Source organism: Pseudomonas inefficax (assembly GCF_900277125.1).
Classification (GTDB): domain Bacteria; phylum Pseudomonadota; class Gammaproteobacteria; order Pseudomonadales; family Pseudomonadaceae; genus Aquipseudomonas; species Aquipseudomonas inefficax.
Genome location: NZ_OPYN01000152.1, coordinates 49,351 through 70,484, shown reverse-complemented (window position 1 = coordinate 70,484; position 21,134 = coordinate 49,351). Strand labels below are relative to the sequence as shown.

Genomic DNA, 21,134 nt, shown 5'->3' with positions numbered 1-21,134 from the left:
TCGTTCACCTCACAAGGACAAGAAGATGAGTGTCGTCTTTCCGGATCTGCTGACTGAAGTGCGCTCGTTCCGAGCGGAATACCCAGAAATACGTTATGTCGACCTGATTGCGCTAGATATCCCCGGGCACTTCTACGGCAAGCGCTACCCCATGGACATGCTGGAAAAAGTTGCAGCCGGCGCGCCGCTGAAGTTGCCGCAGAACTGCGTGCTGCTGGGCACCCAGGGTGGCCTTTACCCAATCGGTGACTACTGCTTCGCCGATGGTGACCCGGATGCCGTCCGCCGCCTGGTGCCGGGTACCCTCAAGCCGGTGCGCTGGGAAAAGGAAGCGATCGCGCAGATGCTCATCACCTCCGACGGCACCGCCAAGCCCATCGAGTTCGAGCCCCGTGAAGTGCTGGCCCGGGTGATCCAGCGCCTGGCCAGCCGTGGCATTCGCCCGGTGGTAGCCTTCGAACTGGAGTTCTACCTGTTCGACCGCAAGCTCGATAACGGCCTGCCACAGTACCCACGCGACAAGGCGACCGACGATCACGACGATCAGCCGAACATGCACATCGAGCGGCTGTCGCGCTTCGCACCGGTGCTGCACGAGATGGTCGATGGCGCCAACAAGCAGGGCGTGCCGGCGAACGTCATCACCGCGGAGCTGGGCCCAGGCCAGTTCGAGATCAACTTCTCGCACAGCGACGATGCGATGAGTGCGGCCGACTGGTCGGCGCTGTTCTGCCGCAGTACCCGCGGTATCGCGATGAAGCACGGCTACCGAGCCAGCTTCATGAGCAAGCCGTACCTCGATGCGCCGGGTAGCGGCATGCATGTGCACGTCAGCCTGTACGACAACGCCGGCAACAACATCCTGGCCGGCGACGACCAGCGCAAGCTGCGCCATGCGGTGGCAGGGTGCCTGGAGTTGCTGCCGCACTGCATGCCGATCTTCGCCCCCAACCACAATGCCTACCGCCGTTACGGCGCCATGGTCAACGCGGCGAGCAAAGCCAGCTGGGGTTTCGAAGATCGCGATGCGTGTATTCGCATCCCCGAGTCCGACCCGCGCAACCTGCGCATCGAGCACCGCCTCGCCGGTGCCGATGCCAACCCGTATCTGGTGCTGGCGGCCATCCTGACCGGGATGGAGCATGGCCTGGACCGTGGCGTCGAGCCCATCGCCCCGCTGAACGACAACCGCCAGAGCGGTATCGAGTTCCCCAAGGATGCCTTCAGTGCCCTGGCGGCCATGCGTCACCAGCCGGACGTGAACAAAGGCCTGGGCAGTGAATTCGTGATGGTCTACTGCGAAAACAAATACCAGGAGCAACTGGACTTCATGCGCCACATCGATGCCCGCGAATACCGCTGGTTCCTGTAGGTGCCGAGGTTGGGGCAGCGCCGCTGCACCCTCCGTTTCTACCGTTTCAACACAACGCGCAATATGGATTTGCCGGAGGAAGATATGCCACGTGTGCCCGTTATCGGCATTACCGCATGCACCAGCATGATCGAGCTGCATGCAACCCAGACCATCAGCGAGAAGTACGCGCGCGCGGCGGCCAAGGCAGCGTGTGGGCTGCCCATCGTGATACCCAGCCTCGCCGACCTGATGGACAGCGCCGATATTCTCGACGTGGTGGATGGGCTGATCTTCACCGGTTCGCCGTCCAACATCGAACCATTCCACTACAACGGCCCGGCCAGTGCAGCGGGTACCCATCACGACCCGCTGCGGGATGCCAGCACATTGCCGCTGATGCGTGCGGCCATCGCCGCCGGCGTGCCGGTGCTCGGCATCTGCCGTGGCTTTCAGGAAATGAACGTGGCGCTGGGCGGCACCCTGCACCAGAAGGTACACGAGACCGGCATGTTCATGGACCACCGCGAAAGCAAGGGTGAGCCCATCGAAAAGCAATACGGCCCGCGTCACGCCCTGCATATAGAGCCTGGCGGCATGCTCGACCGCATGGGCTTGCCGGCGATCATCGATGTCAATTCCATCCACGGCCAGGGCATCGATGTACTGGCCCCCGGGCTGAGGGTGGAGGCGCTGGCGCCCGATGGCCTGGTGGAAGCGATTTCGGTCGAGAACAGCAAAGGCTTTGCCCTTGCCGTGCAATGGCACCCCGAGTACCAGGTCATGGACAACCCGCATTACCTGACCATCTTCCAGTCCTTTGGCAAGGCCTGCCGGCATCGCTCGGTATTGCGCCAGATGCTGTTGAAGTCCGCCTGACAGCGATCTTTACCAATTACAAAAAAGTACCTGCGCAGCACGGCTGCGCAAACTGATGGAGTGAAGTCAATGAGTGAGCACAATTCGCAGACCCTTGCCTGGCAAGCCATGAGCCGCGATCACCACCTGGCCCCGTTCAGCGATGTCAGGCAACTGGCCGAGAAAGGCCCGCGCATCATCACCTCGGCCAAGGGCGTGTACCTCTGGGACAGCGAAGGGCACAAGATTCTCGATGGCATGGCGGGGCTGTGGTGCGTGGCGGTGGGCTACGGGCGCGATGAGCTGGCCGACGTCGCCAGCCGGCAGATGAGGCAGCTGCCGTACTACAACCTGTTCTTCCAGACCGCGCACCCGCCTGCGCTGGAACTGGCCAAGGCGATCGCCGATGTGGCCCCGCAAGGCATGAACCATGTGTTCTTCACCGGCTCCGGGTCCGAAGGCAACGACACCGTGCTGCGCATGGTCCGCCATTACTGGGCGCTCAAGGGCCAGAAGAACAAGAAGGTGATCATCGGCCGCATCAACGGCTACCACGGCTCCACCGTGGCCGGCGCGGGCCTGGGCGGCATGAGCGGCATGCACCAGCAGGGCGGGCTGATCCCGGATATCGTGCACATCCCGCAGCCGTACTGGTATGGCGAAGGCGGCGACATGACCGAGGCCGACTTCGGTGTGTGGGCGGCCGAACAGCTGGAGAAGAAGATACTCGAAGTTGGCGTGGACAATGTTGCCGCCTTCATCGCCGAACCGATCCAGGGCGCTGGCGGGGTGATCATTCCACCGCAAACCTACTGGCCGAAGGTCAAGGAGATCCTGGCCAGGTACGACATCCTCTTTGTCGCCGACGAAGTGATCTGCGGCTTCGGCCGTACAGGCGAGTGGTTCGGTAGCGATTACTACGACCTCAAGCCTGACCTGATGACCATCGCCAAAGGCCTTACCTCCGGCTATATCCCCATGGGCGGCGTGATCGTGCGTGATGAAGTGGCCAGAGTCATCAGCGAAGGCGGTGATTTCAACCACGGCTTCACCTATTCCGGCCACCCGGTAGCGGCTGCGGTGGGCCTGGAGAACCTGCGGATCCTGCGTGACGAACAGATCATCGAGCAGGTGCACGACAAGACCGCTCCTTACCTGCAACAACGCCTGCGCGAGCTGGCCGACCACCCGCTGGTGGGCGAAGTACGCGGCCTGGGCATGCTCGGCGCGATCGAGCTGGTGAAGGACAAGACCACCCGCGCGCGTTATGAAGGCAAAGGTGTCGGCATGATCTGCCGCCAGCACTGCTTCGACAACGGGCTGATCATGCGTGCCGTGGGCGACACCATGATCATCGCGCCGCCGCTGGTGATCAGCATCGAGGAGATCGACGAACTGGTTGAAAAAGCCCGCAAGTGCCTGGACCTGACATACGAGGCTGTTCGTTAAGGGAAGAGCCCTGGGACTGGTGCCAGTCAGTTGAATAGTTTGGGGCCGCTTTGCGACCCTTCGCGGGCACGCCCGCTCCCACAGGTCTGGCGCCGGGTTCAGGAGAAGCGCGATCCCTGTGGGAGCGGGCGTGCCCGCGAAGGGCTGCAAAGCAGCCCTAAGATCGCCATGAAGCATCTTGCTTTGTGAAATGAATCATGTACTTTTCAGGGCATCAATTTTTCCCATCCGAAAGTCGCGATTCAACCATGAAAGTGCACGAAGAAATCGAAGGCCTGGCCGTACTGATTCGCGACCTGCGCAAGTTCAAGGGCCTGACACTGGGCGAACTGGCCCAGCGCATCGGCCGTTCGGTGGGCTTTCTGTCCCAGGTCGAACGAGGCGTGTCGCGCCCGACCGTGGCCGATCTCACGGCTATCAGCGAAGAGCTCGGCGTCTCCACCGCCTATTTCTACAAGCTGGACAAGCCCCGCGAACTCGACTGGGTCACCCGCCCGCACGAGCGTCGTACCCTTCACCTGGCCGGTGGCATCACCGATGTGCTGGCATCCCCGACGATAACGGGCGCGTTCTCCATGCTCGACAGCCATCTGGAGCCGGGGGCCAGCAGTGGCGAGGAGTATCTGGACGACAGCTCGGAGCAGGGCTGCTTCGTGCTCGAAGGCGAACTGACCGTCTGGCTGGATGGCGGCGAGCCGGTAACGCTGCGCGCCAGTGACAGTTTTCAGCTGCAACCCCACGCCAGTTTTCGTTACGCCAACCTCACCGACAAGCCCACCCGCGTGCTCTGGGTGTTCAGCTGAAGGGCGGTAGTAGGCCCGACGCCTACTACGGGTTACACCAGAAGTCTTGCCTCTGGGCGTAATCCGGTCCTGGGCCGGAATCATCACGCCCTGCGCGTCGGCCCAAAGCACCTGCCAGCCCCCTCCAAGGCAGCGTTTCTGGCTGTTTGCCCGCTTCTGATAATCGCCTCCGACATCCCGTCCCCGTTTCGGAGCGCGCCATGTACAACAATAAGAATCTATCCCCACGTTTGCTTGCGGCTGCTGCCGTCAGCCTGTCGACCTTTTGCCTGAGCAGCGTCGCCCAGGCCGAGATCATGCTGTACGACAAGGACCAGACGACTTTCTCCACCGACGGCTACATCAACGCCTTTTACGTGAACAGCGATGTCGATCGCGAAGGCGAGCAATTCGACCGCCGCCAGTCGCGGGTGAAGATGGGCTTTCTGCCCAACTACCTGGGCTTCAACATGGGCAAGCAGGTGGATGACCTGAAGCTCGGCGCACGCGCCTCGTTCTGGGTCACCATCAACGACAGCGAAACCAACGGTACCGACACCGCCATCGACGTGCGCCAGTTCTACGGTACCGTGGCCAACCCCGAGTGGGGAGAGGTGCTGATCGGCAAGGACTTCGGGCTGTTCGCCCGTTCCAACATCCTGCTCGACGAACTGCTGGCCGGCTACGGCCAGGTCAGTGACACCCTGGGGCTGGTGGACGGCGGCGGTGTATCGTTCGGCAATATCGGTAGCGGCTACCCTTACCCGTTCCCCACATCGCAGATCACCTACCGCACGCCGGTGATGGACGGCCTGCGGGTGGCGGTGGGCATCATGGACCCGGTGGACACCAACGACAGCAGCCCGACCGGCAAGGCCTACCAGGAGAACCCGCGTACCGAAAGCGAGATCACCTACCAGTTCGACCTGGGCGGGGCGCAGATCTACAGCTGGCTCAACGGCAGCTACCAGACCTCCGACAACACCGACCCGGCGGTGCAGTCGGTCACCTCCAAAGGTGTCGGCTATGGTGTGCAGGCGAAGATGGGCGGGCTGTCGCTGACCGGCTCGGGGTTCCAGGCCAAAGGCATCAACCCGTTCTTCACCAACAACGCTGGCGAGCCGACCTTGCGCAATGTCGACAGTGACGGTTACCTGCTGCAGGGCTCCTACAAGGTCGGCAAGAACCGCGTGGCGCTGTCCTATGGCAAGACCAAGGACGACGGCAACGGCGCGGTGGGCAGTGGTGCGGATTATGAAACCCGTGGCGTGGCGCTGTTCCATGACGTCAACGACAACCTCAAGCTGGTTGCCGAGTACAACCAGTTTTCCATCGATGGCCATGAAACCAGTGACCAGAACGAAGACACCGATACCTTTGCGGTGGGGGCGGTGCTGACCTGGTAATGACCCTGCCTCCAGCCACGGTGTGCGCATCGCACCGTGGCTGAGGCCCCTGTGGGAGCGGGTTTACCCGCGAACACCGGCGAAGCCGGTGCCATACACCGCGTCGCATTCTTCGCGGGTAAACCCGCTCCCACAGTGACCACGGCTGGCCTGAGGTTGGTTCCCTGCATTTACACCCATCGAACCGCCCACCCGCTACCCAAGTAGCATTCGTCCCCGGTACCCACCTTCGTACACTGAACCCTCAGCCACCCCGCGCCGGAGACCACCATGCAGCAGGCTCACAACGACGGTGTGGTCAGCGCCATGTCGCAGGCAACCGACGCCCGGCAGGCAGCCCAGGAGCTGGCGGCGCAGTTGCTGCACCCGCACCTGGGCTTCGTGCTGTTCTTCTGCTCTGCCGAATACGACCTGCAGGCCTTGGGCGAAGCGCTGGAGCAGGGTTTTGGTGGCATCCGCCTGGTCGGTTGCACCAGCGCCGGGGAAATCACCCCGCTGGGCTACGGCCGCAATTGCATAACGGCGGTCGGGTTCGATCATCGGCACTTTTCCATCGCCGCCGAGCTGATCGATGAAATGGAGAGCTTCAGCCTGATCGACGCCCAGCAGATGGTCGAGCGCCTGGTCGGCACCTGCCGCAGCAATGCCCTGGCGCCGATCAAGGGCCGCAGCTTTGCCCTGACCCTGCTCGACGGCTTGTCCAGCCGCGAGGAGATGGTGCTCGCCGCCCTCAGTGCGGCCCTGGGCGACATCCCGCATTTCGGCGGTTCGGCCGGCGACGACAACTACCTGACCCGCACCCACGTGTATTTCGGCGGCGCGTTCCACCATGGCGCAGCGGTAGTGGTGCTGGTCAATACCTGGCTCGACTTCGAAGTGTTCACCACCCACCACATCCTGCCGCGCCAGGAAAAGCTGGTGGTCACCGGCGCCGACAGTGCCCAGCGCCGGGTCTTCGAGCTGAATGCCGAGCCTGCTGCCGAGGAATACGCCCGGCACATCGGCGTGCCGGTGGCCGAGCTCGATCATCGGGTATTCGCCGCCCATCCACTGGCCGTGCGCATCCACGACCAGTATTACGTGCGGGCGATCCAGCAAGTGCACCCGGACCTGAGCCTGAGTTTCTACTGCGCGGTGGAAAACGGCATCGTGCTCACCGCCATGACCCCGGGCCCGCTGTTGCCGAACCTGCACCAGTTGTTCGACGGCTTGCAGCAGCGCCTCGGCCCGCTGCTGCTGACCATCGGTTGCGATTGCTTTCTGCGGCGGCTGGAGCTGGAAGCCCGGCAAGGCCTGGAGCCGATCGGCGCGTTCCTGCGCGAGCAGCGGGTGATTGGCTTCAACACCTACGGAGAACAGTTCAATGGCATGCACATCAACCAGACCTTCACCGGGGTCGCCATTGCCCGCAACCGGCCTCCTGTCGGTCGCTGAACTGCAGGCCGAGGTCGCCCGGCTGCAGCACCAGAACCACAAGCTGCAGCGTATCAACGGCGCGCTGATCGAGCGTATCGAGTCTGGCGTAACGCGGGGCAACGACCCTTATGCCGCGTTCCAGCATTCGGTGGTGCTGGCCGAGCAGGTGCGCGAGCGTACCGAAGCGCTGAACCAGGCCATGGCCGAGCTCAAGGCCGTCAACCACCTGCTCAGCGAGGCCCGGCAGCGGGCCGAGACTGCCCACCAGCACCAGATTCGCCTGATCACCGACCATGTGCCGGCGCTGATCGCCTACCTGAATGCCGACCTGGTCTACGAGTTCACCAACAAGGTCTATGAAGAATGGTACTGCTGGCCTCGCGGGGTGATGCTGGGCCAGAGCCTGCGCGAGGCCCACAGCGAACAGCATTATCAGCGCCTAGAAGCCTACGTGGCGCGTGCGCTGGCGGGTGAGAGCGTAACCTTCGAGTTTGCCGAAACCAACATCAACGGCCAGGAACGCTACATGCTGCGCTCCTACGTGCCGAACCGCCTGGCCAATGGTGAAGTGGTGGGCATCTTCGTGTTGATCCGCGATATCACCGAGCGGCGCAATACCGCACAGGCGCTGCACCAGGCGTATCAGCACCTGGAGCAACGGGTGCGCGAGCGCACCGCCGAGCTGACCAGCCTCAACGAGCAGCTGCTGCGCGAAATCGAGGAGCGCAGCCGGGTGGAATCGCGCTTGCGCGAGGCCAAGCGCGAGGCCGAGCAGGCCAACCTGTCGAAAACCAAGTTCCTTGCCGCCGTCAGCCATGACCTGCTGCAACCGCTGAACGCGGCGCGGCTGTTCACCAGTGCCTTGCTGGAGCACCGCGAGCCGCAGAACAGTGCTCATTTGGTGCGTAATGTCAGCAACTCCCTGCAGGATGTGGAGAACCTGCTAGGTACCCTGGTGGACATATCCAAACTCGATGCCGGTGTGATCAAGGCCGATGTCGCCCCGTTCGCCCTGCGCGAGCTGATGGACAACCTCGCTGCCGAATACGCCCAGGTGGCGCGCAGCGAAGGGCTTGAATTGCATTTCGTCGGCTGTTCCGCCGTGGTGCGCAGTGACATTCAGCTGCTGGCGCGGATCCTGCGCAACCTGCTCAGCAATGCCATTCGCTACACCCGCAGCGGCCGCGTGGTGCTGGGCTGCCGGCGCCAGCGTGGCGGCTTGCGGATCGAAGTATGGGACAGCGGTATCGGTATCGCCGAAGAGCACCTGGACGAAATGTTCCAGGAGTTCAGGCGCGGCGATGTGCAGCGCCCGGACCAGGACCGTGGGTTGGGCCTGGGCCTGGCGATCGTGGAAAAGATCGCCGGCATCCTCGGCCACCGGATTCGGGTGCGTTCATGGCTTGGCAAAGGCTCGGTATTCGCGGTCGAAGTGCCGCTGAGCGCCACCGCGCCCAAGGCCCAGCCGAGCCTGGCGATCAGCGAGCCGATGCTCGAGCGCCTGCGCGGGGCGCGGGTGTGGGTGCTGGATAACGATGCGGCGATTTGCGCCGGCATGCGCACCCTGCTGGAGGGGTGGGGTTGCCGTGTGGTCACCGCGCTATCGGAGGAGGACCTGGCGCGCCAGGTGGACAACTACCATGCCGAGGCCGACCTGCTGATCGCCGACTACCACCTGGACAACGACTGCAATGGCGTCGACGCCGTGGCGCGGATCAATGCCCGCCGCACCCAGCCCTTGCCGGCGATGATGATCACCGCCAACTACAGCAACGAGCTCAAGCAACAGATTCGCGAGCTGGGCCACACTCTGATGCACAAGCCGGTGCGGCCGATGAAGCTGAAGGCAGCGATGAGCCACTTGCTGGGCAGCAGTGTGGCATAGCCGCCGGCCTCTTCGCGGGCTTGCCCGCTCCCACAGGATTCCCGCTGTTTCAGTGTTGCGCAATACCTGTGGGAGCGGGCAAGCCCGCGAAGAGGCCGGAACAGGTCAACGCCGCAGGTAATCACCGAAATCGATATCACCGGCACTGAGGATGGCCTGCACCCGGTTGTGCACGTTGAGCTTGCGCAGGATCGCCGAAACGTGAGCCTTTACCGTAGTCTCGGCGATATCCAGGGTGTAGGCGATCTGCTTGTTCGACTCGCCCTTGGTCATGCGCTCGAGTACCAGCAGCTGCTTGCGGGTCAGGGCCTGGAGCATTTCCGGCGGGAAGCTCGGGGCATCGTTCAGGCGCCGGCTGGTGCTGCTTTTCTGGGCACGGATGATGTCGGGCGGCAGGTAGACATTGCCATTGAGGATCTGCTCTATCGCTTCGATCATCTGCGAGCGTGGCGAGGACTTGGTGATGAAGCCCACCGCGCCATAAGTGATGGCCTGCAGCACGATCTGCTTTTCCTGCTCGGCCGAGACAATCACCACCGGCGTGGTCGGTGCCTCGTTGCGCAGGGTGATCAGGCCATTGAGGCCATGCATGCCAGGCATGTTCAGGTCGAGCAGGATCAGGTCGAGGTCGTCATGCTCGTGGGTCAGCGCCAGGGCGCTGTCCAGGTCGGCAGTTTCCATGACTTCGCTGCCCTGGAAGCCATCGCTGATAACGTTGTGGATGGCTTCGCGAAACAGGGGGTGATCGTCGGCAATCAGAATTTTGTACATGGCCTTTTCACCTCGTTTTTATTGGATGGAGCGGGCACGCGTTCGCAGGCGATGAATTCAGGGGAAGGGTTCTGGCTGCGCCGGCTGCAGCGGCAGGTTGGCCTGCTGCCAGGCGTCCAGGCCATCGCGGTACCAATACAGATTCTTATAGCCCAGGGCTTTGGCGCGTTTTACCGCGTTCCAGCTTAACCAGCAATCGGAGCGGCAGTAAAAGACCAGCGGTTGCCCCATGCGCCCGGCGGTGGCTTGTTGCAGGTTGCGCACGAAGTAATCGTGCCACGCCGGGCTCAGCTCGCCGTCGCCGGTGTTGGCCAGCCAGCGGCTGCCGGGGATGTTGGCGTGGGGTTCATCTTCGATGAAGCGGCCTTGCAGCCACTGGCGGCGGTAGACGTCGATCAGCACCGGCTTGGGGGTGTGCCCCAGCAGGCCTTGCAGCCCGGCGGTATCGATGACCTGGCCGCCCTCGACCTGTTGTGGGGTCGGGCTGCGGTAGAGGGTGGTGCGATAGCCCTCGGCGGAGAACAGCGGCGTGGTGTCGGCCTGGGCGATGCCCAGCGACAGGCTCAGGGAAAGCGCCGCCAGCAATGGGCGTGGCAGCCGGGGCAGGGCACGTGGCATGGGGTTTGTCCTTTTTGTTATAGACCCATTACATGCCAGTGAAGGTGCATTGTGAATGCGACGATCAGATAGCAAAGGTAGTACTAAAGTAGTAGATGGTTGGAGTGGCCAATATTTCAGGCCCACTCATTATCTGCATGCTGGCGCGGTCCCTGTGGGAGCGGGTTTACCCGCGAACACCGGCGCAGCCGGTGCCATGCACCGCGTCGCCTTCTTCGCGGGTGAACCCGCTCCCACAAGAACCATGTGCATACCAATCAGCGCGGCTTGCGCAGCGCGGCATGCTGGGGGTTGAAGGTAAGAATCGCCAGCAGAGTGAACAGCACGGTCAGCCCCAGGCATACCGCCAGCGCCAGCAGGTTAAAGCGCTCATACAAGGCAAAGCGCACCAGTTCCACGGCATGGGTGAACGGGTTAATGGCGCACAACCAGTACAGCCACTGGCTGGCCTCGCGCATCTTCCACAACGGGTATAGCGCCGAGGACAGGAAGAACAGCGGGAAGATCACGAAATTCATCACCCCGGCAAAGTTCTCCAGCTGGCGAATCGCATTCGACAGCAGCAGCCCCAGGGCACTGAGCATCAGCGCCACCAGCAACAACGCCGGCAGCGCCAGCAACAGGCCCGCGGCCGGTGGCTGCACGCCATACAACCAGGCGATGGCAAGGAAGGCGTATACCTGCAGCAAGGAAATCAACGAGGTCGCCAGCAGCTTGCTGCCGAGCAGGAAGGGCCGCGGCAACGGGCTGGTCAACAGCACCCGCATGCTGCCCATCTCCCGGTCATAGACCATCGACAGCGAGCCCTGCATGCCGTTGAACAGCAGGATCATGCAGGCAAGGCCCGGAATGATGTACACCTCGTAGGGGATGTAGGTGTCGTAGGGCTCGATGATCGCAATGCCCAGGGCCGCGCGAAAGCCGGCAGCGAACACCAGCAGCCACAGCAGCGGGCGCACCAGGGCGCTGAGAAAACGGGTGCGCTGCAGGACGAAACGCAGGCATTCGCGCAGGAGAATGCCGTTGAAGCACTGCCAGTAAGCGTTCATCGTGCATTGGCTCCTCTGGGGGCGCGGGTCAGGCTGGCAAAGGCATGGTCGAGGTTACCGCCGTGCTCCAGGCTCAGGGCATCGGCCGTGCCGCTGGCCACCAGGCGCCCTTGATGCAGGATCAGCAGGTCATCGCTGGGCTGCACTTCGTCCAGCAAATGGGTGGTCCACAGCACACTCAGGTGCTGCTCGCGGCACAGCAGTCGCAGGTGCTGGTTGAGCGCCAGGCGGCTGGCCGGGTCAAGGCCGACGCTGGCTTCGTCGAGCAACAGCAAACGCGGTTCATGCAGCAGCGCGCGGGCAATCTCCACCCGGCGCCGATGGCCGATGTTCAGCGCCCGGACGGGTTCACGCCGCCGTTCATCGAGGCCCTGGCGGGCCAACTCGGCATCCACCCGAATACTGCCCTGGCGCCGCGACAGGCCATGCAGCGAGGCGTGGTAGCGCAGGTTCTGCTCCACGCTCAGGTCCAGGTCCAGGGTGCTTTGCTGGAACACCACGCCCAGCTGGCGCAAGGCCGGGCGTGTGGCGTTGCGCAGCGAGCAGCCGCACACACGGATGTCGCCATGCTGCAGGTCGTACAAGCGGGTGAGCAGGGCGATCAAGGTCGACTTGCCGGCGCCGTTGGGGCCCAGCAAGGCGGCGAAGCGCCCGGGCGCCAGGCTGAAGTCGACCTGCCTGAGCGCCTCGCGCTGGCCGTAGGCAAAGCTCACGTCACTGACTTCGAGAGTATTCATGGCGTCACCACCACGCCCCAGGGGTAGCGGCCGACCTTCACCGACTTGAGCACCTTGAGGTTTTTTGCATCGATCACCGAAACGTCGCCGCTGACCCCGTTGGTGGCCAGCAACTGGCTCTGGTCCGGGGTGAACGCCAGTTGCCAGACGCGCCGGCCCACCAGCAGGTAGTCGAGTACTTCATAAGTCTTGGCATCGACCACCGCCACATGGTTGGCCGGGCCCAGGGCGACGAACGCGTACTTGCCATCGGCGCTGAGCTTGATGCCTACCGGCTGGACCTTGTCCGGGTGCACGCCCTTGATCTGGAAGTTCAGGGTTTTCAGTACCTGGCGGCTGGCCACATCGAGAATGGTTACCGTGCCGCCGATTTCCGCCGAAGCCCACAACCGCGAACCGTCCTGGCTGAACTCGACGAAGCGCGGCCGCTGGTCCACCGGGGTGCTCTCTGCCAAGGTCTGGGTGCTGGTGTCGATCCAGTGCAGCATGTTGGTGGTTTCGCTGGTGTTCACCGCCCACTTGCCATCCGGGCTCACCGCCATGCCTTCCGGCTCGATGCCGACGTCGATCTGCCCGAGCACCTTGTCGGTCTGGGTATCGATCACCGTCACCAGCGCGTCGTCCTCGTTGGACACGTACAACCAGCGGTCGTTGGGGTGCAGGGCGAACTGCTCGGGGTCCTTGCCGGAGGGCAGCTCCTTGATGATCTTGCGGGTGGCCACGTCCATCACCTGCACCCGGTCGGAATCGCTGGCGCAGATGTACAGCAGCCTTTTGTCGTGAGACAGCAGCAGGCCGCGCGGGCGCTGGCCCACCGGCAGGGTCTCGGTGACTTGCAGGGTCTGCATGTCGATCAGGCTGAGGCTGTTGTCCTTCTCGTTCGACACCCAGGCGGTGGCTGCCATGGCGTGCCCGCAAGCAAGCGCCAGGGCGCCCGACAGCAGGCTGGGGTAGAGCAGCGCGCGGTGAAAAGGGGAGCGACGCATGGCGAAATCCTTTTTTGTTGTGGTTATCGGGTCAGGGGTAGCCGCAGGTCACTTCGGGCTTGTCGTAGCCCAGGCTGTCCATTTCGTTGAACGGGTGCAGGAAGCCCTCTTGCGGCGAGGTGCTGACCAGGGCCCGCGGCTGCACCAGTGGGATTGGCTGGCGCAGCTCGCCATTCCACGGGCGGTAGCTGAGCTTGCGGCCTTTGAATCCGTCCAGCGGCAACTGCTCGCTGAGCAGCAGTTGTTGCAGGGCGCGGGGCTCGGCCTGACGAAGTTTGCTCACCGCGCTGGCAACGCTGCGCACGGCCATCCAGGCGGCGAAGTCGCGGTCGTTCATCCAGCGCCCGGCCTGGGCTTCGAAGCGCTTTTGCAACTGCGCCGCGCCGAAGGTTTCCACGGTCTTGTGCCAGCCGGTGGGGGTCAGGCCTTGGGTGCCGGCCACCGGGCGCGGGTACCAGGTCTGGTAGGGCAGGTACTCGCCGAAGTCGCCGCGCTCGTCGGCCACCAGCACCACATCGTACTCGGCGGTTTGCGTGAACAGCGGCATGTCGGCCTGGGCGCTGCGGCGCTGGTCGTTGTCGAACGTCCAGGCTTTCTCCGCAACCAGCTGCATGCCGAAGCGCTTCATGGCGCGGCGCAGGGCCGCCGCGTAGGCCCGGTCGTCGTCGGTCTGGCCGACGATCAACAGCGCCCGCTGCCATTTGCGCAGCACCAGGAACTGCGCCAGGGCATCGGCCAGCATGGCGCGGCTGGGCAGGCTGTGCAGTACATTACCCAGGCACTGGCTGCTGCGCAGGCTGTCGTCCGGGCTGCCGGCGTTGAACAGCAGGCTGTCGGGCAGGGCAGCAGACAGCGCGCGCAGGCTGGCGGCGGGGGCATTTACCACGAACAGCCGCAGGCCCTGATCATGCTGGGCCTTGGCGGCTTGCAGCAGGGCTTCGGGGCTGTCGACGCTGGCGTTGGCCAGGTGGAACTCCTGCTTGAGAAAGCGCCCGCTGCTGTTGCTGTCGACAATCGCCAGTTCGGCGCCCTGCAGCCCGGCATCGGTGGGCTCGGGAAGGATGTTGGACAGCAGCGGGCCGGGATCGGGACGATAGCCGAGGTAGCCGATGCGCACCTGCAACGGTTCCACGCCCTGGGCCTGCGCGGCGGATGTCGGGCTCGCAGAAAGCGTCGCGGCCAGGGCCAGCAGGCAGGTCAGGGCAAGGTAGGCAGGCTGGCGCATAAGGCAACTCCACGGCAGATGGCGCCAGCATAGGAAGCCCGCCGGGAGTGGGAAATATGCAGAAAGTAGCGCTCGGCCGGTACCAAGGTAGTAATTCACCACCTGGGCCCGGGTTTTACGATGAGCCGCAGCCCCCCCTTAGGAGAACTGCTGATGCGCCTTGTCAACCTGTCGGCCCTGTGGCGCATCAACCTGTGGGTCACGTGCTGCTTTGCGATGGTGACGCTGGCCTGTGCCGGGGTGCTGTTGCACCAGGCAGTAGCCGATGTGGATCGAGAGTTGCAATCTGCAGAAGCCGTGGTGGCCTACCTTGGCGACACCGCCGAGCGCGCCCCGCAGAGCCTGCAACCACGGCTCACGCAAAGCCTGCGCCATGTGCGGGTGCACTGGCTGGCGGCGGGCGAAGCCGCGCAGCTGCCGCAAGAGACCGGCCTGGATGCCTGGTTGGGCCGCCAACTGCTTGGCCAGCGCCACGGCAGCAGTCGGCTGCTGGAGCTGGGTGACGGGCGCCGGGTAATGATTGCCGTGGATGCGCGCGATGAGATCGACGAGGTTCGCGACTCCCTGCAGCAGCTGTTGGTCTTGTGCGGCCTGGCGTTGTTGCTGAGCTTGTTGACCATCCGCTGGGCGGTGCGGCGGGGCATGGGCTTGCTGGACGATCTGCTGCAGGCCTTGCGCCAAGTCTCGGGGGGGCAATTGACCGCGCGTCTGCGCGAGGCCGGCCTGCCGGAGGCGCGCCAGCTGGCCGAGCACTTCAACCGCATGACCGCGTCTCTGCAGCAGGCCCGGGCCGACAATACTCAACTCACCCAGGCCCTGCTGGCGGTGCAGGAGCGGGAGCGCACCCAGCTGGCGCAGACCCTGCACGACGACCTTGGGCAATACCTGGCGGGAATTCGCGCCCAGCTCTGCCTGCTACGCATATTCGCCGAGCAGCCAACCGTGGTGGCGCAGACGACACGCACCCTGGAGCTCGATTGCGAACGCCTGCAGCAAGGTTTCCGCGCCTTGGTACATGACCTGTACCCGCTGGCGTTGCAGCACATGCCGCTGGCCGAGGCCTTCGGCCTGCTGGTGAGCCAATGGCAGGCCAGTCAGGGTATCGATTGTCGCCTGCGGGTCGGCGAGCAGCTGCCGGTGCTGCCCGGGGCAAGCCGGACGCATTTGTATCGCTTGCTGCAGGAGGCATTGACCAACGTCGCCCGGCACGCTGGCGCCAGCCAGGTGCGGGTACGCCTGCAACGCAGCGCCAAGGGCTTGCGCCTGCTGGTTCGCGACAACGGCTGCGGTGCCAGCCAGCCCCAGCGGCCCGGGGTAGGCCTGCACTCGATGGCCGAGCGTGCCCGTAGCCTGGGCGGTGAACTGCGCATCCTCAGCCGCCCGGGTGCCGGCTGGGCGCTGGACCTGTACATTCCCATGGAGGTGTGATGAATATCGTGTTGGTCGATGACCACGCCGTGGTCCGCCAGGGCTATGCCAGCCTGCTGCGGGCGGTGCTGCCGACAGTACAGGTGCGTGAGGCTGCCAGTGGCGAAGAGGCGCTGGCCCGGGTTCAGGAGCAAGTGCCCAACCTGGTGATCATGGACTTCGGCCTGCCAGGTATCAGCGGCCTGGAAACCACCCGGCGCCTGCGTCAGCGCCTGCCGCAATTGCGGGTGCTGTTCTTCAGCATGCATGACGAACTGCCGTTGGTGCGCCAGGCGCTGGATGCCGGGGCCTCGGGCTACCTGACCAAGAACTCGGCGCCCGAAGTGCTGATCGAGGCAGTGCAGCGCGTGTTGGCGGGGCATGCCTATATCGAACAGCCTCTGGCCACCCAGCTGGCCTGCACCTCACAGCAGACTGCCAGCGATCCGCGCCTGCAACGCATGACCCAGCGTGAGCTGGAGATTTTCGTGATGCTGGCCAAGGGCACACCGGTGCGGGGGATTGCCGAGCAGCTGTGCATCAGCGCCAAGACCGTGTCCAACCACCTGACCTTGCTCAAGAGCAAGTTGCAGGTCAGTTCACATGCCGAGCTGGTGCATCTGGGGATTGATCTGGGGGTGGTGCGGGTGGCGGGGTGAGGTTTCTTTCTTCGAAGACCATCATGTGACTGATGGAATTAGCAGGGACTATGTGGGAGCGGGTTCACCCGCGAATGAGGCGACTCGGTATATGGCACCGGCTTCGCCGGTGTTCGCGGGTGAACCCGCTCCCACAGGGGAACAATGTGCCCAAGCACGCTTTGCTCAATCATCCCAGGTCTCGGGGCACCCCTTGCACCCCTCCATGTTGGCCTCCTGAAAATTCCCGTAATGCTGCCGCGCCCCACGCAAGTCGGCGCGGGCCAGGTTGCTCTGGCCAAACTTGGCCTCCTGCAGGTTGGCATCGCCAAGGTCGGCATCTTGCAGGTCAGCCTTGCTCAGCCAGGCCATTTCCAGGTCCGCCGCCCGCAGGTTGGCCTGCTGCATCTTTGCCCCTGACAACCTGGCGAACTGCAGGTAGGCCGCGCTGAGGTCGGCCTTGGCAAATTGCGCACCCTGGGCAAACAGGCCCCAGCCCTGAATGGCCACGAGCTGGCCATGGCTCAGGTCGGCCAGGCGCAGGTTGCTCTGCTGCAGGCTGGCGCGGGTCAGGTTGGCGCCTTGCAGGCTGGCCTTTTCCAGGTTGGCCAGGTCCAGCCGGGCATGGCGCAGGTCGGCATCGCGCAGGTCGGCGCCGGCCAGGTTCATCTTGCGCAGGTCCTGGTTGGCCAGTTTGGCGCCACGCAGGTCGGCCCCCGGGCACTGGCTGGCTTCGGCAATCACGCAGCCGTTGATGGTCAGGGGGGGATCGTTGCCAGCGTCGTCGGCATTCTCGGCCACGGCAGGGGACAGCACGATCAGCAGGGCAAATGGCAGGTAGTTCATGGCGAAAGGCTCTCGATGTGAAGTCGGGTGTGCGTCCTGGGGCCGCATCGCGGCCCATCACCTGTAGGAGCAGCCTTGTGCTGCGAAGAGGCCAGCAAGGCAACAGATCTGCTTCGGCTGTAATGGCCTCTTCGCAGCACAAGGCTGCTCCTACAAGTGAGGGGCTGCAACGCAGCCCCAGTGATACGTCAGCTCAGGCAGTCACCGCTGTGCAGTCTTGTTGTCCCAGCTGGGGATCTTGAACACCCAGAACGAACCACCTTGGGCCACCGGCTTGGTCAGTTCGGCCATGTCGCCGCCCCACAGCGGTACCGCGCCGCCGTAGCCCACGGTCACGCCGATGTACTGCTCGCCGTCCTGTTCCCAGGTGATCGGCGGCGAGACGATGCCGCTGCCGGTCTGGAACTTCCACAGTTCCTTGCCCGTTTTGGCGTCGAAGGCCTTGAAGAAACCATCGCCGGTGCCGGTGAACACCAGGTTGCCCTTGGTCGCCAGCACGCCGGCCCACAGCGGCAGGTGTTCCTTGTGTTCCCACACCAGCTTGCCGGTGGTCGGGTCCATGGCGCGCAGGGTGCCGACATGGTCGTCGTACATGCGCTTGATGCGGAAGCCCATGCCCAGGTAGGCCGAGCCCTTCTTGTAGTTCACTTCCTCGGTCCAGTACTCCTCCTTCCACTGGTTGCCGGGGATGTAGAACAGGCCGGTGTCCTGGCTGTAGGCCATGGGGTTCCAGTTCTTGCCACCCAGGAACGGTGGCGAGACCTCTACCGGCTTGCCCTTGGTTTCACCTGGCAGCGGCTTGGGCGGGCGTTGGCCGGGGTTTTCCACCGGGCGCCCGGTCTTGAGGTCGATGTGGCTGGCCCAGGTGATGTTGTCGACGAAGGGGAACGCGTTCTGCAGTTTGCCGTTGCTGCGGTCCACCACATAGAAGAAACCGTTGCGGTCGGCGTGTCCGGTGGCCTTGACCAGCTTGCCGTCCTTGTTCTTGTAGTCGAACAGCACCAGCTCGTTGTTGCCGGAGAAATCCCAGGCATCGTTGGGTGTGTGCTGGTAGAACCACTTCACTTCACCGGTGCTCGGGTCGACGCCGACCTGCCCTGAGGTATACAGGCTGTCGAAGTCATGCGGGTTGCCGTCCTTCGAGGTGCGCGCCCAAGTGTTCCAGGGGCCGGGGTTGCCAGCGCCGACAATGATGGTGTTGGTTTCGGGGTCGAAGCTGGCGCTTTGCCAAGGCGCACCGCCGCCGTGGCTCCAGGCTTCGACCTTGCCGGTTTCGCTGGTGGGGTCGTCCGGCCAGGACGGCGCCTTGACGTCACCGGTCGGCGTGCTGTCCTTGCCGTTCAGGCGGCCCATGTGGCCCTCGACGAAGGGCCGCATCCACACCTCTTCGCCGGTGTCCGGGTCGCGGGCGAACAGTTGGCCGACCACGCCGAATTCATCACCGGAGCTGCCGTGGATCAGTAATACCTTGCCGCTGGTCTTGTCCTTTATCAGCACCGGGGCACCGGTCATGGTGTAGCCGGCGGCGTGGTCGCCGAACTTCTTGTTCCACACCACTTTGCCGGTGCGCTTGTCGAGGGCGATGACCCGCGCGTCGAGGGTACCGAAGTAGATCTTGTCGCCGTAGATCGCCGCGCCGCGGTTGACCACATCGCAGCAGGGGCGAATGTTGTCCGGCAGGCGGTGATTGTAGGTCCACAGGCGCTTGCCGGTTTTCGCATCGAGGGCGAACACCCGCGAATAGGAGCCGGTGACGTAGACCACGCCGTCACTGACGATGGCCTGGGATTCCTGGCCGCGCTGCTTCTCGTCGCCGAAGGAATAGGACCAGGCCGGGGTCAGCTTGAACACGTTCTGGTCGTTGACCTGGGCCAGCGGGCTCCAGCGCTGGGCGTTGGTGCCCATGCCGTACTGCAGCACGTCCTGGGTGGTCAGGTGGTCGTTGGCGATGTCTTCCCAGGTGACGTTGTTGCCGGCAGGTGCAGATGGGGCGGTGGCGGCGGTGGCCGCGTTGCCCATGGCCAGGCTACCGACCAGCAGCAAGGCCCGCACGCTCAGGGCCAGAGGGGAAAGGGCGGGTAGCGTTCTTGTTGTCATGGTTGCAGTTCCCAGTGGAGGTTTTGGCCTGCACAGGGTGGGACGGGGTGGGTGTCGCGGGATACGGAAAAAGTCCCGCCCTTGCCGGGAATAGTTCCCGTAGGGCACCTCATTTGGCCCTTCGCCACAAGCCCTACTACCAAGGGAGTAAGGTGCGGCCACCAAAGCAGCATTCGGCCGCCTGCGGGCTGTTTTTAAGATGGCGAGACGGCCTCTGTGGTTGAGGCCTTGCGTGCAACCGTGAGGGCATAAGAATGACAACAAAACGCAACGTCTTGCTGGCTGCCGGGCTGCTTGCCAGTGCGGTGCTGACCGGTACGGCCTGGGCACATGGCAATGTGGTGCCCCAGGCCGTGGAAACCAAAGGCCTGACCCCGATCAAGGACGCTGGCGTAAGCCTGGACGGCGATGGCTGGGCTGCGGTCAACCCGTACCGCACCTCTCCCGAGCGCGACAAAGCCGTGGAAATCGGTGCATCGGCCTACAACCAGAACTGCGCCGCCTGCCATGGCCTGGAGGCCAAGTCCGGGGGTATCGCACCGGATTTGCGCATGCTCGATGCTGGCGAGGCCGGGGATGAATGGTTCGTCGAGCGCGTACGCCATGGTGCGGTGCGCGACGGCCGGGTGTACATGCCGAAGATGGCTGATTACCTGAGCCAGGAAGCCCTGTGGGCAGTGCGCACCTACCTGGACAGCGTGCACGTCGAGGAGTGACGGCCATGCGTCTGTTGGTGGCGCTGTTGAGTGGCTTGCTGCTGTGTTGCGCGGCGGCGCAGGCGCAGGTGCGCAGCTACGACGCGATCATTGCCGCCGGCGAACTGAAGGTGGCGGTGTACAAGGACTTTGCGCCCTACAGCTTCGAGGACCATGGCCAACCGCGCGGTGTCGACGTGGAGCTGGCGCAGGCCCTGGCCACGGCTTTGGGGGTACGCCTGCAGCTGATCTGGGCACCACCGGGGGAAAAGCTCGACGACGATCTGCGCGACTACATCTGGCGCGGCAGCCCGCTGCGCCACCAGCAGCTGGCAGACCTGATGATGCGGGTGCCGTATGACCATGCCTACGCGCAGCGGCGCAACGAGGTGGGCGAGCTGGAAAACGCCCAGGTGGTCATGTTCGGGCCCTATCAGGAGGAACGTTGGCAGGTCGCCTACGATCGCCGTCGCCTGGCCTCGGTGGCCAGTGTCGCTGTGTTCCAGCAGCACCCGATCGGGGTCGAGGTGGACAGCGTGCCGTCGTTTTATCTGACTTCCGTGTTCAACGGCATGCTCAGCGCCAGGACCCATCATTACCCCAATGTGCAGCAGGCCTTCGGTGCCATGCAGGCCGGCCAGGTTGACGCGGTGATGGCGATGCGCGGCGAGGTCGACTGGCAACTGCACCAGGCTGCCGACCCGCAACTGGCCCTGGCGGAAAACGCCTACCCGAACCTTGGCAAGCAGGCCTGGGAGATTGGCATGGCGGTGCATGAAAGCAACCGGCAACTGGCCTATGCGGTGGAGGAGGCGCTTGAGGCGTTGATTCGCGATGGGCGGATGAAGGCGATTTATGCCAGTTACGGCCTGCGTTACCAGGTGCCGGAAATGTATCAGTAACAAGCTGCGCAGGCTT

19 protein-coding genes are annotated in these 21,134 nt (G+C 64.0%); 11 read left to right on the top strand and 8 right to left on the bottom strand.

The genetic code is table 11. The annotated features are described in order from the left end of the window. The first annotated feature begins 25 nt into the window (after nucleotides 1-25). From JV551A3_RS17765 to JV551A3_RS17730, 7 genes are all read left to right on the top strand, one after another. Nucleotides 26-1,372, top strand: a complete 1,347-nt coding sequence (locus JV551A3_RS17765; RefSeq protein WP_133973503.1) for a glutamine synthetase family protein — start codon at nucleotides 26-28, stop codon at nucleotides 1,370-1,372. Between the two features lie 84 nt (nucleotides 1,373-1,456). Then, nucleotides 1,457-2,230 carry a gamma-glutamyl-gamma-aminobutyrate hydrolase family protein gene (locus JV551A3_RS17760; protein ID WP_133973501.1) on the top strand — a complete coding sequence of 258 codons (774 nt, stop codon included), beginning with the start codon at nucleotides 1,457-1,459 and terminating at the stop codon, nucleotides 2,228-2,230. Between the two features lie 69 nt (nucleotides 2,231-2,299). Beyond that, complete coding sequence (locus JV551A3_RS17755; RefSeq protein ID WP_133973498.1) at nucleotides 2,300-3,658, top strand: aspartate aminotransferase family protein; 1,359 nt, start codon at nucleotides 2,300-2,302, stop codon at nucleotides 3,656-3,658. A gap of 248 nt (nucleotides 3,659-3,906) precedes the next feature. Further along, nucleotides 3,907-4,461 carry a helix-turn-helix domain-containing protein gene (locus tag JV551A3_RS17750; protein WP_063913578.1) on the top strand — a complete coding sequence of 185 codons (555 nt, stop codon included), beginning with the start codon at nucleotides 3,907-3,909 and terminating at the stop codon, nucleotides 4,459-4,461. 200 nt (nucleotides 4,462-4,661) lie between these two features. Further along, a complete protein-coding gene (locus JV551A3_RS17745) occupies nucleotides 4,662-5,846 on the top strand; it encodes a porin (RefSeq protein WP_133973496.1) in 1,185 nt (394 codons plus the stop codon). A gap of 270 nt (nucleotides 5,847-6,116) precedes the next feature. Beyond that, entirely contained in the window at nucleotides 6,117-7,280 is a 1,164-nt protein-coding gene (gene nosP / locus JV551A3_RS17735; RefSeq protein ID WP_133973494.1) for a nitric oxide-sensing protein NosP, read from the top strand. After that, a complete protein-coding gene (locus tag JV551A3_RS17730; RefSeq protein ID WP_133973492.1) occupies nucleotides 7,249-9,147 on the top strand; it encodes a PAS domain-containing hybrid sensor histidine kinase/response regulator in 1,899 nt (632 codons plus the stop codon). The genes nosP and JV551A3_RS17730 overlap by 32 nt, the downstream gene beginning before the upstream one ends. A 105-nt stretch (nucleotides 9,148-9,252) precedes the next feature. On the opposite strand, the gene JV551A3_RS17725 is transcribed toward JV551A3_RS17730, so the two are convergent. The 6 genes from JV551A3_RS17725 to JV551A3_RS17695 form a co-directional block, all read right to left on the bottom strand. Further along, complete coding sequence (locus tag JV551A3_RS17725) at nucleotides 9,253-9,918, bottom strand: response regulator transcription factor (RefSeq protein WP_013972165.1); 666 nt, start codon at nucleotides 9,916-9,918, stop codon at nucleotides 9,253-9,255. A 57-nt stretch (nucleotides 9,919-9,975) separates the two neighbouring features. Then, nucleotides 9,976-10,536 carry a PQQ-dependent catabolism-associated CXXCW motif protein gene (locus JV551A3_RS17720; RefSeq protein ID WP_133973490.1) on the bottom strand — a complete coding sequence of 187 codons (561 nt, stop codon included), beginning with the start codon at nucleotides 10,534-10,536 and terminating at the stop codon, nucleotides 9,976-9,978. 257 nt (nucleotides 10,537-10,793) lie between these two features. Continuing rightward, nucleotides 10,794-11,585 carry an ABC transporter permease gene (locus JV551A3_RS17710; RefSeq protein WP_112253872.1) on the bottom strand — a complete coding sequence of 264 codons (792 nt, stop codon included), beginning with the start codon at nucleotides 11,583-11,585 and terminating at the stop codon, nucleotides 10,794-10,796. Continuing rightward, a complete protein-coding gene (locus JV551A3_RS17705) occupies nucleotides 11,582-12,322 on the bottom strand; it encodes an ABC transporter ATP-binding protein (RefSeq protein ID WP_133973486.1) in 741 nt (246 codons plus the stop codon). The genes JV551A3_RS17710 and JV551A3_RS17705 overlap by 4 nt, the downstream gene beginning before the upstream one ends. Continuing rightward, nucleotides 12,319-13,308 carry a YVTN family beta-propeller repeat protein gene (locus tag JV551A3_RS17700; protein ID WP_133973484.1) on the bottom strand — a complete coding sequence of 330 codons (990 nt, stop codon included), beginning with the start codon at nucleotides 13,306-13,308 and terminating at the stop codon, nucleotides 12,319-12,321. The genes JV551A3_RS17705 and JV551A3_RS17700 overlap by 4 nt, the downstream gene beginning before the upstream one ends. A gap of 31 nt (nucleotides 13,309-13,339) precedes the next feature. After that, a complete protein-coding gene (locus tag JV551A3_RS17695; protein ID WP_133973482.1) occupies nucleotides 13,340-14,533 on the bottom strand; it encodes an ABC transporter substrate-binding protein in 1,194 nt (397 codons plus the stop codon). 153 nt (nucleotides 14,534-14,686) lie between these two features. On the opposite strand from JV551A3_RS17695, the gene JV551A3_RS17690 reads away from it, so the two are divergent. Continuing rightward, nucleotides 14,687-15,961 carry a HAMP domain-containing sensor histidine kinase gene (locus tag JV551A3_RS17690; protein WP_133973480.1) on the top strand — a complete coding sequence of 425 codons (1,275 nt, stop codon included), beginning with the start codon at nucleotides 14,687-14,689 and terminating at the stop codon, nucleotides 15,959-15,961. Further along, nucleotides 15,961-16,599, top strand: a complete 639-nt coding sequence (locus JV551A3_RS17685; RefSeq protein ID WP_133973478.1) for a response regulator — start codon at nucleotides 15,961-15,963, stop codon at nucleotides 16,597-16,599. Before JV551A3_RS17690 ends, JV551A3_RS17685 begins: the two co-directional genes overlap by 1 nt. A gap of 165 nt (nucleotides 16,600-16,764) precedes the next feature. On the opposite strand, the gene JV551A3_RS17680 is transcribed toward JV551A3_RS17685, so the two are convergent. Together JV551A3_RS17680 and exaA are read right to left on the bottom strand one after the other, a co-directional pair. Then, nucleotides 16,765-17,424, bottom strand: a complete 660-nt coding sequence (locus JV551A3_RS17680; RefSeq protein ID WP_133973476.1) for a pentapeptide repeat-containing protein — start codon at nucleotides 17,422-17,424, stop codon at nucleotides 16,765-16,767. Between the two features lie 201 nt (nucleotides 17,425-17,625). Then, the gene (exaA, locus tag JV551A3_RS17675) at nucleotides 17,626-19,443 is read right to left on the bottom strand and encodes a quinoprotein ethanol dehydrogenase (protein ID WP_372239054.1); all 1,818 of its coding nucleotides are present in this window, start codon (nucleotides 19,441-19,443) and stop codon (nucleotides 17,626-17,628) included. Between the two features lie 332 nt (nucleotides 19,444-19,775). On the opposite strand from exaA, the gene pedF reads away from it, so the two are divergent. Both pedF and JV551A3_RS17665 read left to right on the top strand, forming a co-directional pair. Further along, the gene (pedF, locus tag JV551A3_RS17670) at nucleotides 19,776-20,237 is read left to right on the top strand and encodes a cytochrome c-550 PedF (RefSeq protein WP_133973472.1); all 462 of its coding nucleotides are present in this window, start codon (nucleotides 19,776-19,778) and stop codon (nucleotides 20,235-20,237) included. A gap of 5 nt (nucleotides 20,238-20,242) precedes the next feature. Then, a complete protein-coding gene (locus tag JV551A3_RS17665) occupies nucleotides 20,243-21,118 on the top strand; it encodes a substrate-binding periplasmic protein (protein WP_133979002.1) in 876 nt (291 codons plus the stop codon). The last annotated feature ends 16 nt before the right edge of the window (nucleotides 21,119-21,134 follow it).

Coding starts and splice junctions, on each gene's coding strand:
- JV551A3_RS17765 (WP_133973503.1), top strand. CDS start 26: ATGAGTGTCGTCTTTCCGGATCTGCTGACTGAAGTGCGCTCGTTCCGA.
- JV551A3_RS17760 (WP_133973501.1), top strand. CDS start 1,457: ATGCCACGTGTGCCCGTTATCGGCATTACCGCATGCACCAGCATGATC.
- JV551A3_RS17755 (WP_133973498.1), top strand. CDS start 2,300: ATGAGTGAGCACAATTCGCAGACCCTTGCCTGGCAAGCCATGAGCCGC.
- JV551A3_RS17750 (WP_063913578.1), top strand. CDS start 3,907: ATGAAAGTGCACGAAGAAATCGAAGGCCTGGCCGTACTGATTCGCGAC.
- JV551A3_RS17745 (WP_133973496.1), top strand. CDS start 4,662: ATGTACAACAATAAGAATCTATCCCCACGTTTGCTTGCGGCTGCTGCC.
- nosP (WP_133973494.1), top strand. CDS start 6,117: ATGCAGCAGGCTCACAACGACGGTGTGGTCAGCGCCATGTCGCAGGCA.
- JV551A3_RS17725 (WP_013972165.1), bottom strand. CDS start 9,918: ATGTACAAAATTCTGATTGCCGACGATCACCCCCTGTTTCGCGAAGCC.
- JV551A3_RS17720 (WP_133973490.1), bottom strand. CDS start 10,536: ATGCCACGTGCCCTGCCCCGGCTGCCACGCCCATTGCTGGCGGCGCTT.
- JV551A3_RS17710 (WP_112253872.1), bottom strand. CDS start 11,585: ATGAACGCTTACTGGCAGTGCTTCAACGGCATTCTCCTGCGCGAATGC.
- JV551A3_RS17705 (WP_133973486.1), bottom strand. CDS start 12,322: ATGAATACTCTCGAAGTCAGTGACGTGAGCTTTGCCTACGGCCAGCGC.
- JV551A3_RS17700 (WP_133973484.1), bottom strand. CDS start 13,308: ATGCGTCGCTCCCCTTTTCACCGCGCGCTGCTCTACCCCAGCCTGCTG.
- JV551A3_RS17695 (WP_133973482.1), bottom strand. CDS start 14,533: ATGCGCCAGCCTGCCTACCTTGCCCTGACCTGCCTGCTGGCCCTGGCC.
- JV551A3_RS17690 (WP_133973480.1), top strand. CDS start 14,687: ATGCGCCTTGTCAACCTGTCGGCCCTGTGGCGCATCAACCTGTGGGTC.
- JV551A3_RS17685 (WP_133973478.1), top strand. CDS start 15,961: ATGAATATCGTGTTGGTCGATGACCACGCCGTGGTCCGCCAGGGCTAT.
- JV551A3_RS17680 (WP_133973476.1), bottom strand. CDS start 17,424: ATGAACTACCTGCCATTTGCCCTGCTGATCGTGCTGTCCCCTGCCGTG.
- exaA (WP_372239054.1), bottom strand. CDS start 19,443: ATGGGCAACGCGGCCACCGCCGCCACCGCCCCATCTGCACCTGCCGGC.
- pedF (WP_133973472.1), top strand. CDS start 19,776: ATGACAACAAAACGCAACGTCTTGCTGGCTGCCGGGCTGCTTGCCAGT.
- JV551A3_RS17665 (WP_133979002.1), top strand. CDS start 20,243: ATGCGTCTGTTGGTGGCGCTGTTGAGTGGCTTGCTGCTGTGTTGCGCG.